At 69.9% G+C, this 13,338-nt stretch carries 11 protein-coding genes; 3 read left to right on the top strand and 8 right to left on the bottom strand.

Annotated elements, in window-relative coordinates; translation table 11 throughout:
- Positions 1-48: 48 nt before the first annotated feature.
- Both HQ314_RS14320 and HQ314_RS14315 read left to right on the top strand, forming a co-directional pair.
- Entirely contained in the window at positions 49-639 is a 591-nt protein-coding gene (locus HQ314_RS14320) for a GtrA family protein (RefSeq protein ID WP_037186749.1), read from the top strand.
- 165 nt (positions 640-804) lie between these two features.
- Positions 805-3,246, top strand: coding sequence for a cytochrome P450/oxidoreductase (locus tag HQ314_RS14315; RefSeq protein ID WP_222650406.1), 2,442 nt, complete (start codon positions 805-807; stop codon positions 3,244-3,246).
- Positions 3,247-3,279: 33 nt separating this feature from the next.
- Here the strand turns inward: HQ314_RS14315 and HQ314_RS14310 are convergent, their stop codons facing one another.
- From HQ314_RS14310 to HQ314_RS14290, 5 genes are read right to left on the bottom strand one after another with little or no spacing between them, the layout of a single operon-like run.
- A complete protein-coding gene (locus HQ314_RS14310) occupies positions 3,280-3,837 on the bottom strand; it encodes a TetR family transcriptional regulator (protein ID WP_222650405.1) in 558 nt (185 codons plus the stop codon).
- A 27-nt stretch (positions 3,838-3,864) separates the two neighbouring features.
- Complete coding sequence (locus tag HQ314_RS14305; protein WP_222650404.1) at positions 3,865-5,190, bottom strand: ATP-binding protein; 1,326 nt, start codon at positions 5,188-5,190, stop codon at positions 3,865-3,867.
- 12 nt (positions 5,191-5,202) lie between these two features.
- Positions 5,203-5,886, bottom strand: a complete 684-nt coding sequence (locus HQ314_RS14300; protein WP_027506895.1) for a response regulator transcription factor — start codon at positions 5,884-5,886, stop codon at positions 5,203-5,205.
- Positions 5,887-5,895: 9 nt separating this feature from the next.
- On the bottom strand, positions 5,896-6,438 hold the full coding sequence (locus tag HQ314_RS14295) for a PH domain-containing protein (RefSeq protein ID WP_222647010.1): 543 nt from the start codon (positions 6,436-6,438) through the stop codon (positions 5,896-5,898).
- A gap of 26 nt (positions 6,439-6,464) precedes the next feature.
- On the bottom strand, positions 6,465-7,319 hold the full coding sequence (locus HQ314_RS14290) for a biotin--[acetyl-CoA-carboxylase] ligase (protein WP_027506897.1): 855 nt from the start codon (positions 7,317-7,319) through the stop codon (positions 6,465-6,467).
- A 77-nt stretch (positions 7,320-7,396) separates the two neighbouring features.
- On the opposite strand from HQ314_RS14290, the gene HQ314_RS14285 reads away from it, so the two are divergent.
- Positions 7,397-9,058, top strand: a complete 1,662-nt coding sequence (locus tag HQ314_RS14285) for an acyl-CoA carboxylase subunit beta (protein ID WP_261769639.1) — start codon at positions 7,397-7,399, stop codon at positions 9,056-9,058.
- 3 nt (positions 9,059-9,061) lie between these two features.
- Here HQ314_RS14285 and HQ314_RS14280 read toward each other — a convergent pair whose 3' ends face one another.
- From HQ314_RS14280 to HQ314_RS14270, 3 genes are read right to left on the bottom strand one after another with little or no spacing between them, the layout of a single operon-like run.
- Positions 9,062-10,459 (bottom strand): hypothetical protein, encoded by a 1,398-nt coding sequence (locus HQ314_RS14280; protein WP_222650403.1) that lies wholly within the window; start codon positions 10,457-10,459, stop codon positions 9,062-9,064.
- Positions 10,446-11,792 carry a hypothetical protein gene (locus HQ314_RS14275; protein WP_222650401.1) on the bottom strand — a complete coding sequence of 449 codons (1,347 nt, stop codon included), beginning with the start codon at positions 11,790-11,792 and terminating at the stop codon, positions 10,446-10,448. The genes HQ314_RS14280 and HQ314_RS14275 overlap by 14 nt, the downstream gene beginning before the upstream one ends.
- Positions 11,789-13,084 carry a glycosyltransferase gene (locus HQ314_RS14270; RefSeq protein ID WP_222650400.1) on the bottom strand — a complete coding sequence of 432 codons (1,296 nt, stop codon included), beginning with the start codon at positions 13,082-13,084 and terminating at the stop codon, positions 11,789-11,791. The genes HQ314_RS14275 and HQ314_RS14270 overlap by 4 nt, the downstream gene beginning before the upstream one ends.
- Positions 13,085-13,338: the final 254 nt, after the last annotated feature.

Raw genomic sequence — 13,338 nt, 5'->3', positions numbered from 1 at the left:
ACGAGTCCGATTAGTGTTTGGTCACTGCTCTTCGTAAAGTGGGTCACCGTGCCTCTGATCGACCGTGTGGTTGCCGGTATCCCGCAGCCGTTCCGAAGCATCGCCCTCCGCCACTCCGAACTGATCAAGTTCGCGATCGTCGGCGCGACCACGATGGTGTTCGACCTCGCGATCTTCTACTCACTGAGCCTCACCGTGCTCGAGTCGAAGCCCGTCGTCGCCAAGATCTTCTCCGGCGTGATGGCGACGATTCTCAGCTACATCCTCAACCGCGAGTGGTCGTTCAAGAACCGTGGTGGCCGCGAGCGTCATCACGAGGCACTGTTGTTCTTCACCATCAGTGGTATCGGCGTCATCCTCGCCGCCGCTCCGCTCTGGATCGCGAACAACGTCTTCGACATCCGCGAGGGACAGACCACCCTCACCGCGTTGATCATCATCGACTTCGTCCTCAACTACGTCATCGGCAATCTGCTGCAGATGGTCTTCCGATTCTGGGCACTGCGTCGCTTCGCGTTCCCGGACGAGAACGGCCGCGGGATCATCGCGAATCCGCTGATCGAGGACGAGCCGGACCCCGATCTCGATCCCGACGTCGACCCGGACGACGAGCAGACGCAGTTCATGGGTCACAGCTGACGCGACGCGTCAGGCCCCCTCTCCTCACTCACCCGGCGACGGGCCCGCTGGTGCGCTGCCGCTCAGCGGCGACAATACGTCGACTATTGTCATCTTCGGATACACATGGTTTAGTTCTGTCATCCCACTCGTCAGAACCATCCCAGCACCGAGGCGGTAGACGTCATGAGCATTCGCGACACGATCATCACGAGAACACAGGCACTGGTCCCGATGGAGCGTCAGATCCAGGGACTGCATCTGTGGCAGCGCGCGAAGAGGCTCGTGGTGAGCGACGGGCAGCCACACTTCCGTGAGTCCGCGATCCCCGACGTGGCGGAGCTGGATCTGACCGAGATCGATGTCAGCAACCCGTTCCTGTGGCGGCAGGGATCGTGGGAGGCCTATTTCCGGAGACTGCGAGACGAGTCGCCCGTGCACTTCCGGGCCGACAGCGCGTTCGGGCCGTTCTGGTCCGTCACGCGCTACGACGACATCGTCGCAGTCGACCGGGATTTCGAGACGTTCTCGGCGGAACCGCAGATCATCCTGGGCACACCGCCGGAGGGTCTCGACATCGAGATGTTCATCGCGATGGACCCGCCGCGCCACGATCAGCAGCGCGCCGCGGTGCAAGGCGTCGTCGCACCTCGGAATCTGGAGGAGATGGAGGGTCTCATCCGCTCGCGGGTCGCGGAGGTCCTCGACGAGCTCCCGGTGGGCGAGCCCTTCGACTGGGTCGACCGGGTCAGCATCGAGTTGACCTCGCGGATGCTCGCGACGCTGCTCGACTTCCCGTACGAGGAACGTCGGAAGTTGGTCGAGTGGACCGATCTGGTGGCCGCGAGCGCGTCGGCCACCGGCGGGTCCACCGACACGGACGCGGCGTATCGGGCCGCGGCGGAAGCAGCGCGCAGTTTCAGTGCGCTGTGGCACGACAAGGCGGCGCGCCTCGCAGCCGGCGAGAAGCCCGGGTACGACCTCATCACCCTCATGCAGCTCTCCGAGGACACGAAGGACCTGATCGACCGCCCGATGGTGTTCCTGGGCAACATAGTCCTGCTCGTCGTCGGCGGCAACGACACCACCCGCAATTCGATGACGGGCGGACTGCTGGCCCTGAACCAGTTCCCGGAGCAGTTCGATCGCCTGCGCGCCGATCCGGGCCTGGTACCGAAGATGGTCCACGAGATCCTGCGGTGGCAGACGCCCCTCGCCTACATGCGCCGCATCGCGACTCGAGACACCGTCCTGAACGGTCAGTTCGTCCGCGAGGGCGACAAGGTCGTCATGTGGTACGCCTCGGCCAACCGCGACGAGCGCACGTTCGACGACCCGGACAGCTTCGTGATCGACCGGCGCAACGCACGGCATCACCTCGCGTTCGGCATCGGCACCCACCGCTGCATGGGAAGTCGGCTCGCGGAGATGCAGCTGCGGATCCTCTGGGAGGAGCTGCTGACGCGCTTCGACGACATCGAGGTCCTCGCGGAGCCGACGCGCGTGCAGTCCAACTTCGTTCGTGGCTACAGCTCCATGATGGTGACGACGACACCGAAGGGCGGGGAGCGTCGACGGCACGGCACCTACCGCACCGACCGGAAGGCCGCCGGCGCCGCTCCCGTGGTGGACACGTCCACCGTCACGCCCCCTCGGCAGCGCCGCGACGGCGACGGCGCAGAGCGGACGCAGCTCGATGTGCGGGTCGCGCACCGGCGTACCGCGGCGGAGGGCGTCGTCGAACTCGTCCTCACCGATGCCGCCGGCGGATCGCTGCCGTCCTGGACGCCCGGCGCGCACGTCGAACTGATGCTGCGCCCCGACCTGGTCAGGCACTACTCACTCTGTGGGGACACCGCCGACGAGTCCTCGTGGACGATCGCGGTCCTGCGGGAGCCGGACGGCCGCGGCGGCTCGGCGCACGTGCACGACCACCTGCCGGAGGGAGCCACTCTGCGAGCACGAGGGCCGCTCAACCACTTCGCACTCGATCCCGCACCGAGCTATCTCTTCATCGCCGGCGGCATCGGCATCACACCGATCCGCGCCATGATCGCCGCTGCCCGAGCCGGCGGCGCCGAGTGGAACCTGGTGTACGCCGGTCGATCTCGTTCGTCCATGGCGTTCCTCGACGAGTTCGACGGCGACGACCGCGTGACGGTCTGGGCCAAGGACGAACGCGGCGAGCGTGTCGATCTCGACACCGTGCTGGGTGAGCCCCGGCCCGAGACCCTGATCTACTGCTGCGGGCCCGGCCCGCTCCTCGATGCCGTGGAGAACGCGTGCGCGGCGTGGCCGGACGGGAGCCTGCACCTGGAGCGTTTCGCGGCCGAGACCGTCGAGGCACCCGACGACGCGCTCGACTCGTTCGAGGTCGAGTGCGCGCGCTCGGGGGTGACCGTCACCGTCCCCGACGGCACGTCGATCTTCGACGCCGTCGAGAAGGCCGGTGCCGACGTCATCGGGTCGTGCATGGAAGGCATCTGCGGGACGTGCGAGGCCGACGTCCTGAGCGGCACTCCCGACCACCGCGACTCCGTGCTGTCGCGTCGCGAACGCGAACGCGGGGACACGGTCATGATGTGTGTCTCGCGGTCGCTGTCGTCGAAGCTGGTGCTCGACCTGTAGTGCGCCGAGCCGGTGGGACCGAGCCGAGTCCGCTCAGGCGAACCCGCGGACCACCCGGTCGATGCGATCCACCGCCTCGTCCACGTCCACGGACGGTTGCACCAGATGGCTCAGCGTCAGTCGAACCACGCAGTCCACCAACGCGTCCGGCGCTCGCTCGCCCACCAACGCACCGACGGCACCGTTCGCGTGGCCCAACACGGCGTCGGGGTGGACCGTGACCAGGGCGAGCAGACCCGAATCGTGCCCCGGCCGCAGAACGGCTGCGAGAGCGACATTGGCCCGACCGTGTTCGAGCACGCCCCGAACGGCAGCGGAGATGCCGTCCTCGAAGCTGTCGGGATGCGCTGCCAGCCCGGTGCGCACCTGCTCCAGGAATCGCTCGACCTCGCGGTCCACGACGGCGCGACCGAGGTCGTCCTTGGTACCCACCTCCTTGTAGAGGCTCTGCCGGGGCACCCCGGAACGTTTCGCGACCTCGGTCATGCTCAGGCCGTCCCACCCGCGGTCGGCGATGATCTCCACCCCGGCGTCGAGCACCCGCTCGAGTCGCAGAGTCCGCAGTTCGGAATAGAAGTCGGGCGCAGTCACGTCGCGAGCCTAGGTGAGCCGAGCCGGTCAGCGCGGTTCGGACATCCCGGCCGGGATCATCTGGTCCACGCGTGCCGCGGGCAGGAACACCGCGAAGAGCGCCGGACGTCGGCGCTGCAGTTCGAGTCGTCCCCCGTCCGCCTCGACCAGCGCGCGGGCGAGGGCGAGGCCCACCCCGGTGGATCCGGCGCCGGAGAAGCCGCGGTCGAAGATGTGCGGCGCGAGTTCGTCTTTGACACCGGTTCCCTCGTCGGAGACCTCCACGACCACGGGCGGCCGTGGTCCGTCCTGCGCGGGTGCACGCGACTCCCCCACGAGGCGCACCGTGACGACGCAGCGCCCGCCGCCGTGGTCCAGCGCGTTGTGCAGCAGCACCGACACCGCCTCGCGGAGCCGGGAACCCGTGACCAGGGCGGTGACCGACGAGTCGCCGCGCAGCTCGAGGTCGCGCCCGGCATCGGCGAACGGCCCGCGCCAGTCGTCGATGACGGGTTCGAGTTCGCCGCGTACGCGCACGGTCGAGGCGTCGGCCGCGCCGTCACTGCGGGACGATCGCACGAGGTCGTCGATCGCGGTGGTCAGCCGGTCGACCTGGGCCATCGCCTCGTTGGCCTCGGTGACCACCTCGGGATCGGGGTGGCCGGACAGCTCGTCGAGACGCAGGCGCACCGCGGTGAGACGGCTGCGCAACTGGTGGGAGACGTCCGCGACGAGGGAGTGTTCGCGTTGCAGGCGCCCCACGATCTCCACCGATGCGGAGTCCAGCACGTCGGACACCCGGTCGAGTTCGGGGATGCCGTGGCGGGTGGGGTCCTTGCGGAAATCGCCCTCGGCCAGCCGGGCGGCCCGCCCCGCGACGTGCTGCAGGGGCGTGGAGAGTCGACGGGACGTGAGGACGGCGACGACGGTGCCGGCCGCGATCGAGGCCAGGACGACGAGCGCCACCGCGCCGACGGCCTGCTTCTGGGCGGTGCGCATCTCGTCGGACGGCACTTCGAGGAGCAGCGACCCGGAGGTGCCCATCGAGAGGGACTCCTCGATCGGATCCTCGACGGACGGTGCGCCGATGTCCATGCGGGACGCCGGGTTCTCGGGAGTGGGGTAGACGACGACGAGGCGCCCGCCCATGGGCACGACGAGACGCAGCGAGGCGGTGTCGAGGCCGCCGTCCACGCGGCCGTCCCCGCCCTCCTGATCGATGATCTCGGACGCCATGCGCTCGAGCCGGGTGCGCAGGTCGCCGCGAGTGAAGTCCTCGACCCACAGCCAGGCGGTGTAGGTCAACGGGATGCCGAGCAGCATGCCGGTGAGGATGACGACCGCGAGGATCGACTGCAGGATCCGACGCCTCATGCGGTGGCCCGGTCAGTCCGTGTTGATCCGGAAGCCGACGCCGCGCACGGTCGCGATGCGTCGTTCGGCCACCGAGCCCTCGTCGCCGATCTTGCGGCGCAGCCAGGACATGTGCATGTCCAGCGTCTTCGAGCCGCGCAGCTCGGCGTCGCCCCACACCTCGCGCAGAATGGTCTCGCGCGAGACCACCTGACCGGCATGATCGAGCAGGATCTTGAGAAGTTCGTACTCCTTGTTGGCGAGGGGGATCTCGTGGCCGTCGAGCAGGACGCGCCGTGCGGCGGGTTCGAGGCGCAGGCCGCCCACCTCGATGGTGCCGTCCTCGGAGGCCGCGCCGCGGCGCCGGAGCAGGGCCCGGACCCGCGCCATGAGCTCGGCGACGCGGAAGGGCTTGCTCACGTAGTCGTCGGCTCCCGCGTCGAGACCGACGACGAAGTCGACCTCGTCGGTGCGTGCGGTGAGCATCAGGACGGCGAGGTCGGACCTGGTGGCGCGGATCTGCCGGCACACCTCGAGGCCGTCCATCCCGGGGAGCCCGAGATCGAGGATCAGGAGATCGAACGAGCCTTCCAGGGCGCGCGAGAGCGCTGCCGGGCCGGTCTGCTCGACCGTCACCGTGTACCCCTCTCGTCCGAGTGCGCGGGACAGCGGGGTCGCGATGGCTTCATCGTCTTCGGCGAGCAGGACTTCGGTCACCGGACCACCCTACGTAGTGCGCGCCGGACCGAGATCGTCTCCGTCGTCCCAGCCGTGATTCTGGGAGTCGAAGACCTGGTGGTACAGCAGGGAGTGGACCCGCTCGACGTCGGGGATGTCGTCGAACTCGAGGGGGTCGTCGGAGCTCGCCACGATCACCAGGGTGCCGGTCTTCAGGAGCCGGTCGAGAAGACCGTGACGGAACTGCACGTTGGACACCCGGCGTACCGGGATGTCGATGCCCGAGTGCGACAGCACACCCTGGCGGACGAGGACGCGTCGGTCGGTCACGACGAAATGTGTGGACCGCCACCGCAGTACGGGGACAGCGGTGCGCCAGGCGATCAGCCCGAGCCACACCACCGCGACGGCGATCAGCGCGGCGGACCGCGCCGTGGACTCCAGCGACCGTCCGATCAGACCCACGAGGAAGCCCGCGAGAAGTGTCGCGACGAGGAACGTCAGCACCGGCAGCACGAGCATCTTCCAGTGCGGGTGCCGATGCAGGATCAGGTCCTCCTCGTGCCCCAGTGCGTCCTGCGGAAACGACATGCGATTCTCCTGAGGGGAAGGGGCGGTCAGGCGTCGAGCGCGCGGAGGTGAGTGACGTCGCCCGCCGAGACGGCGACCGGCGTGGTGTCCCCCGACTCGGGCACGATCACCACCCGACCGTGCTCGTCGATGTCGGTCGCGACGCCCACCAGCTCGGTGTCGCCCGGCATCGTGACCCGCACGCGGCGGCCGAGAGTATCGCACCGGGAGCGGTACAGCTCCGCGATCGGCGCGGTGTCCCACCCCGACTCCCGCCACTCGTCCAGTGCCGAACCCATGGCCCGCAGGAAGGCGCGCACCACGGTGCCGCGATCGATCACCGCCGCGCCGGCCAGTTGCAGGGACGTCGCCGTCGGGACGGGCAGCTCCGCCTCGGTGAGGCTGACGTTGATGCCGACTCCGGACACCGCCGTCACGACGGGATGGGTCGAGGCCACCTCCACCAGGATGCCCGCCACCTTGCCTCCGGCGTAGCCGGACGACTCGTCGCCGCGGATGAGGACGTCGTTGGGCCACTTGAGCACCGCGTCGACCTCGGTGACGGTGCGCAGCACGTCGACCACCGCGACACCGGTGAGCAGCGGGAGCCACCCCACCGATCCGGGCGGCACGCCGGGCAGCTTGACCAGCGCCGACACGATGACCTGCGACCGCGCGGGAGCGGTGAACGACCGCGAGTGCCGTCCGCGGCCCGCGTCCTGGACGTCGGCGATCAGCGCGGTGCGGTCACCGGCGGTGTCTGCGACGGCCAACAGGTCCGCGTTGGTCGATCCGGTCCGCGCCACGACGTCGACACGCGACCACGATCCGCGGGGTCCGTCGACGAGTGCGCGCGTGAGCGCACGCCCGTCGAGCGGCGGTCTGTCCAGGTTCTCCCACATGGGGCCGAGCATAGAGACGCGGCCGACGCACCACCCCTGCCACGTCCGGCGGCGCGGCGTCGATACAGTGCTGGTCTATGACGAGTGTTCAGGATGCGTCCGCGCAGGAATCAGTGGCTCGAGAAGAGACGGGGGCTGCCGCACCCGACATCCACACCACTGCCGGAAAGCTGGCCGAGCTCGCCGCCCGCCAGGCCCAGGCCGAGAAGCCCATGGGCGAGGCGGCCGTGGAGAAGGTGCACGCCAAGGGCAAGCTCACCGCCCGCGAACGCATCACCGCGCTCCTCGACGAGGGCTCGTTCGTCGAACTCGACGCCCTCGCCCGCCACCGCTCCGTCAACTTCGGCCTCGCCGACAACCGCCCCTTCGGCGACGGCGTCGTCACCGGCTACGGCACCGTCGACGGCCGCGACGTGTGCGTGTTCTCCCAGGACGCCACCGTCTTCGGCGGCAGCCTCGGCGAGATCTACGGCGAGAAGATCGTCAAGGTCATGGACCTCGCCCTCAAGACCGGACGCCCCCTCGTCGGCATCAACGAGGGCGCCGGCGCCCGCATCCAGGAAGGCGTCGTCTCCCTCGGCCTCTACGGCGAGATCTTCCACCGCAACGTCCGCATGTCCGGCGTCGTCCCCCAGATCTCGCTGATCATGGGACCGGCCGCGGGCGGGCACGTCTACTCCCCCGCCCTCACCGACTTCGTCGTCATGGTCGACAAGACCTCCCAGATGTTCGTCACCGGACCCGACGTCATCAAGACCGTCACCGGCGAGAACGTCACCATGGAGGACCTCGGCGGCGCCCACACCCACATGGAGAAGTCCGGCGTCGCCCACTACGTCGCCTCCGGCGAGCAGGACGCCCTCGACTACGTCCGCGAACTCCTGGGCTACCTCCCCTCCAACAACCAGGCCACCGCGCCCCGCCTTGCCCCCTCGGACCCCATCGACGGGGCCATCGCCGACTCCCTCACCGCCGAGGATCTGGAACTCGACACCCTGATCCCGGATTCGCCGAACACCCCGTACGACATGCACGAGGTCATCCGCCGCATCCTCGACGACGACGAGTTCCTCGAGGTGCAGGAAGGGCGCGCCCGCAACATCATCGTCGGGTTCGGCCGCGTCGACGGGCGCAGCGTCGGCATCGTCGCCAACCAGCCCACCGCGTTCGCCGGCACCCTCGACATCGACGCCTCCGAGAAGGCCGCCCGGTTCGTGCGCACCTGCGACTGCTTCAACATCCCGATCATCACCCTCGTCGACGTCCCCGGCTTCCTGCCCGGCACCGATCAGGAGTTCAACGGCATCATCCGCCGCGGCGCGAAACTGCTCTACGCCTACGGCGAGGCCACCGTAGGCAAGATCACCGTCATCACCCGCAAGGCGTACGGCGGCGCGTACGACGTGATGGGGTCCAAGCACATGGGCGCCGATCTCAACCTCGCCTGGCCCACCGCGCAGATCGCCGTCATGGGCGCCTCCGGCGCCGTCGGCTTCGTCTACCGCAAACGTCTCCTCGAGGCCGCCAAGAACGGTGACGACGTCGACGCACTGCGCCTCGAGCTGCAGAACGAGTACGAGGACACCCTCGTCAACCCGTACGTCGCCGCCGAACGCGGCTACGTCGACGCGGTGATCCCCCCGAGCCACACCCGCGGACAGATCGTCACCGCACTGCGCCTGCTCGAACGCAAGATGGTCACCCTGCCTCCGAAGAAGCACGGCAACATCCCGCTCTAGACCTCACCAGAACGAGTGCTCGAGTGACCACCGGTCGAGCTCCGCGGACACCGTCTCGCGGAGCCGGCCGGTGTCTCCCGCGTACTCGGGGTGGATGCCGAACACGGTGACCGTCACCTTGTCGCCGTACTCCACCGCCCACGCGGCGATCGCCGGTCCCTGTCGACGCCGGGCGGCCGCGTCGCGGCCCTGCATGATCGCGCGGATACCGAACGACTCCGCGACCTGATCACCGAGTTCGAGGGCGCTCTGCGGCGCGGCGCCCAGGTTCGACACCGTGGTGTCCGGCCCGGCGATGGACGTCATCATCCGCCCGAGCACCCGGTCCGGAAGCAACCTGGCCACCGCCTGCAGGTGGTCGGTGACCGCGTCGTCCGTGGCCGCGTACTTCGCGAACGCCGCCTTGCTCAGCGCGCGGATCTCGCCGAGCCCCACCTCGGGTCCGATCGGCCCGGGCACCCGGATCCACACGCCCCCGGAGGCATTCGCTCTGTCGTCGCCGTCGGCGCGGTTGCTCACCGCGATGCAGATGCGCGTGCCCTCGGGACCCGTCGGGTGGCCGGACGCACGCAGAACCCCGCCCATGACGGCCGTGAAGAGGCTGTTCGGCGTACCACCGTGCTCCGCCGCGCGGGCGATCCACTCACGGCGATCGAGATCCACCACGGCGAGAGTGGTGTCGGACTCGGTCGGAGTGGGTTCGTCCGCGCGAGCCTCGACCGGCGCGGCGGTCGGGGCAGTCTCGTCGGATCGCGTGATCGCCGTCCGCAGCGCCGTCGCGCCGGCCGTCGCCGCCGCCTTCCCGATCACCGCGAGAGCCCGCGCCACCGCCGGAATCTGCGCCCCCGCGTCACGGAGATCGCCCCGCACGCCGGCCCACCCGGCGACGTCACGCCCGGTGGGCAGTGCCGAGCGCGTCGGCCCCCGGCGAGCCGCATCGAGCGCCGCGTACACGGCCTGGCCATCGGCGATCATGTGCGAGACCAGCAGTGCCAGAACGGTTCTCCCGCTATCGGTGTGCGCGCACTCGAGCGTGAAACCGCGTCCGGCAGACGGGTCGAGATCGGCCGCACGGAGCCGCGCATCGACCCAGTCCCCCACCGCGTCATCCGCGATGGTGCCCGGTTCGGTGTACACCGTGGCGGGGCGTTCGGCCCGCACCCATCGGTCGTGGCCGAACGGCACGGAGGTGGGGACCACCCGGCGGTCGAACGATCCCGACGCGAGCCGGTCGGCGAGCGTCGCAACGGCGTCCGCACCCGGGTCGGCCGGGAAGATCCACAGGTACTGGATCGGCGCCGTCCATCCGAAGAGTCGCTCCGCCAACGCGTACGACTCGTCGGCACCCGCCACGCGGTCTGCCGGGCGGACCTGAGCAGTGGTCACGTCACCAGAACTCATGCGGCACATCCCATCCGGTGAGCTCCGCGGACAGGGCTGCCGTCAGCGCCTGCGCGGAACCCACGCGTGTCTCGTCGAACCCGGCCACGGCGAAGGTCGCCGCACCGTCCGTCTCCAGGTACCAGGACTGCACGCCCTCGCCGAAGCGTTGCGTGCCGGCGGGGTCGACGTGGTGCGCTGTTCCCCGGAAGGCGACGTCCGTGGCGGTACGGCCGCCGACCCGGCGGAGACCGTCGAAGGACCCGAGATTCGACGCGACCACGTCGGGCATACCGGACCCGCCGCCCGTCACCACGGACGTCACGACGGACAGCGGGAGTACCTGGAGCAGCGGTTGCAGATGAATCATCGCCGGCCGGCGTCCGGCGGACAGCGCCGCGAACGCGTCTCGGCACAGCGCGCGGACACCGCCCAGATCGGAGCCCGGAACCACGCGCTCGGCGAGTGAGATCGACACGCCCCCGGTGGCATTGCTGCGCTGATCGTCGTCACCCCGGCGCAGACTCATCGGGATGCCGACCTTCACGGGCAGCCCGTCGTCTGCGTAGCCGGTGGCGACGAGCGCACCGGCGAGTACCGCGACGAACAACGAGTTCCGTGTCCCGCCGTGACGCTGCGCGACGGCGTCCCACTCCGCCACCGGCACCGTGACCGTCGCCCAGGACGGACGAGCCAGCGGCGCACGGGTGTGTGCGGGAGTGCGCGGGGTGACGGAGGCCGGACGTGCGACGCCGAAGTCGGTCGAGCGGAGATCGGACACCACCGCGACGGCGGTCCGTGCCACGCCGGCCACGGCTCCGACCACCTGACGTGCTGCGTCGCCGACGTCCCCGACGAGTGCGGCCGGCCCGGTCGGCGCGGCGCCGATGTCGTCGCGCACCCCGGCCGTGTAGGCGACGGCGGCCACTGCGGCCGCCGTCATCGCTCGGCCGTCCGCGACGAGGTGCAAGCAGGTGAGAGACAGCGCCGATCCACCGGTGGTCGTCCGGGTGGACCGCAGCGCCCAGCAGCGACCCTCCTCGGCGTCGAGGTCGACGGTCTCGAGATCGCGCGTCGCCCAGTCGAGGACCTCGTCCGGTGTCACAGACTCGTCGTCGAGCCGAACGGCGGGAGCCCGGTCGGACCGGACCCAGCCCGGGCGGGCGACGGGAATCGACGGTCGCACGATGCGTCGATGCAGTGCTCCGCGCGCGAGTCCCACCGCCATCGCCGTCACGTCGGCGTCCGGCACCGCGTCGTCGAAGCGCCACACGAGTTGCAGGACCACGTCCCACCCGAACGCCTCGGAGAGGAACCAGTAGGTGAAGTCCTGATCCTGAAGCCGCGCCGTCATGCGACCACCGCGTCCGTCGGTGCGGGGCGGGCCGACTCCACGAGGTCGGACGCGCGGCGGACCGCCTCCGCGGGACTCGTCATGGCGGCGGCCACGGCGGCTGCGCCCGCGGCCGCCTCGGGCGTCAGAGCGAGGCGCAACGCCTTCTCCAACGACTGCGCCGTGATGTCGGAGGCGGACATCGCGGCGCCGCACGACAGGGCGACGACCCGCCGACCCCAGAAGGGTTGATCCGACGACACCGAGCACACCACCGTCGGCCGCCCGGCCCGCAGTCCCGCCGCGGTGGTCCCCGCGCCGCCGTGGTGCACGACGGCGCGGCACCGGGGGAAGACCGCGGCGTGGTCGACGGCGCCGGTCACACGGACGTGATCACCGAGCGCGTCTGCGGAGTCGACGTCGTTCCAGCCGGCGCACAGCAGAACTCGTTCGCCCACGCGCGCCGCGGCATCCGCGACGGCGGCCAGTACGGCCGCCGGGTTCGTCACCGGCATGGATCCGAAGCCGACGTAGACGGGCGGGGGGCCGTCGTCGATCCACTCGTCCAGGGAGGGGTCGGACGGCTGCGGATCCATCCGTGCCCGCAGCTCCGGGGACACCTCGAGGAAACCTGTGAGGGGACGCGTGCCGTCCCAGTCGACGGCGAGTCCGGGGCAGAACACCCGGTCGTAGGCCTGGATCTCGACGGTCCGGCGACGGGCCATGCGGCCGGGAAGCGGTGACGACACCGTGGTGATGCCCAGGGAGCGGCGCAGCGTGTTCTCGCGCCGCCGGGTCGCCGTCCACAGGACGTGGTCCAGCACGGTCCAGGCCAGTCCGACGACCGCAGCCGGCGCACCGTCGATGCCGGGCACAGGTGAGTACCGCGGGTTGGCGCGCACCGGCGCGTGATGCAGCGCGACGAGACCGATCCCGCGCGCCTCGGCGAGGGGCAGCGCGATCTGTTCGGTGGTGATGCCGGTGAGCAGCACGTCCGGCGCCGTGGTGTCGACGACGTCGCGCAGTTCCGTCACCATCTGGTCCCACCCGAAGTTCCACAGTGCGGCGAGCGCCCGCGCACGGTCGGCGACCGACCCGCGGGACAGGCCGTGACGGACCAGGTCCGAGTTCATGTGCTCGCGGGTGTCGTACCCGAACGGCACCGTCTCGAGTCCGACCCCGCGGGCCAGGTGCACGAGGTTGGGCGGAACTGCCATGACCACGTGGTGGCCCCGGCCCGCCAGATCCGAACCCAGGACGACGGCAGGTTGTACGTCGCCTCGCGTTCCGCTGACGGCCATGACGATGCGCACGACTCGGTTCCCCCTCGGACATACCTGATGTGGAGTGCGCCGGAAATGGCGTCTCGTCCGCTTGTGTCACTTGTTCGTACCATTCGACGCACGGGACGGCATGTCGTGGTGCCGATCCGAGAACTGGACCACGGACAGACCTCGAGGTCGGGAACGCACGCTGGTCACAAGCAGCGCCGCAGTCGACTTGTCAAGGCTGACAGCAGAATACGCCGAACAAGGAGGTCGGGTCGGCGCAGCGGCGTGGGATGTCA

Origin of the sequence: Rhodococcus sp. BP-332 (genome assembly GCF_019836065.1) — a bacterium.
GTDB lineage: Bacteria > Actinomycetota > Actinomycetes > Mycobacteriales > Mycobacteriaceae > Rhodococcoides.
This window is presented reverse-complemented; position numbering and strand designations above follow the sequence as displayed.

What these genes read in the sequence shown, in the direction of transcription:
- HQ314_RS14315 (WP_222650406.1), top strand. Translation starts at nt 805, where the DNA reads ATGAGCATTCGCGACACGATCATCACGAGAACACAGGCACTGGTCCCG.
- HQ314_RS14305 (WP_222650404.1), bottom strand. Translation starts at nt 5,190, where the DNA reads ATGAGGCGTCGGATCCTGCAGTCGATCCTCGCGGTCGTCATCCTCACC.
- HQ314_RS14295 (WP_222647010.1), bottom strand. Translation starts at nt 6,438, where the DNA reads ATGTCGTTTCCGCAGGACGCACTGGGGCACGAGGAGGACCTGATCCTG.
- HQ314_RS14290 (WP_027506897.1), bottom strand. Translation starts at nt 7,319, where the DNA reads ATGTGGGAGAACCTGGACAGACCGCCGCTCGACGGGCGTGCGCTCACG.
- HQ314_RS14285 (WP_261769639.1), top strand. Translation starts at nt 7,397, where the DNA reads ATGACGAGTGTTCAGGATGCGTCCGCGCAGGAATCAGTGGCTCGAGAA.
- HQ314_RS14280 (WP_222650403.1), bottom strand. Translation starts at nt 10,459, where the DNA reads ATGAGTTCTGGTGACGTGACCACTGCTCAGGTCCGCCCGGCAGACCGC.
- HQ314_RS14275 (WP_222650401.1), bottom strand. Translation starts at nt 11,792, where the DNA reads ATGACGGCGCGGCTTCAGGATCAGGACTTCACCTACTGGTTCCTCTCC.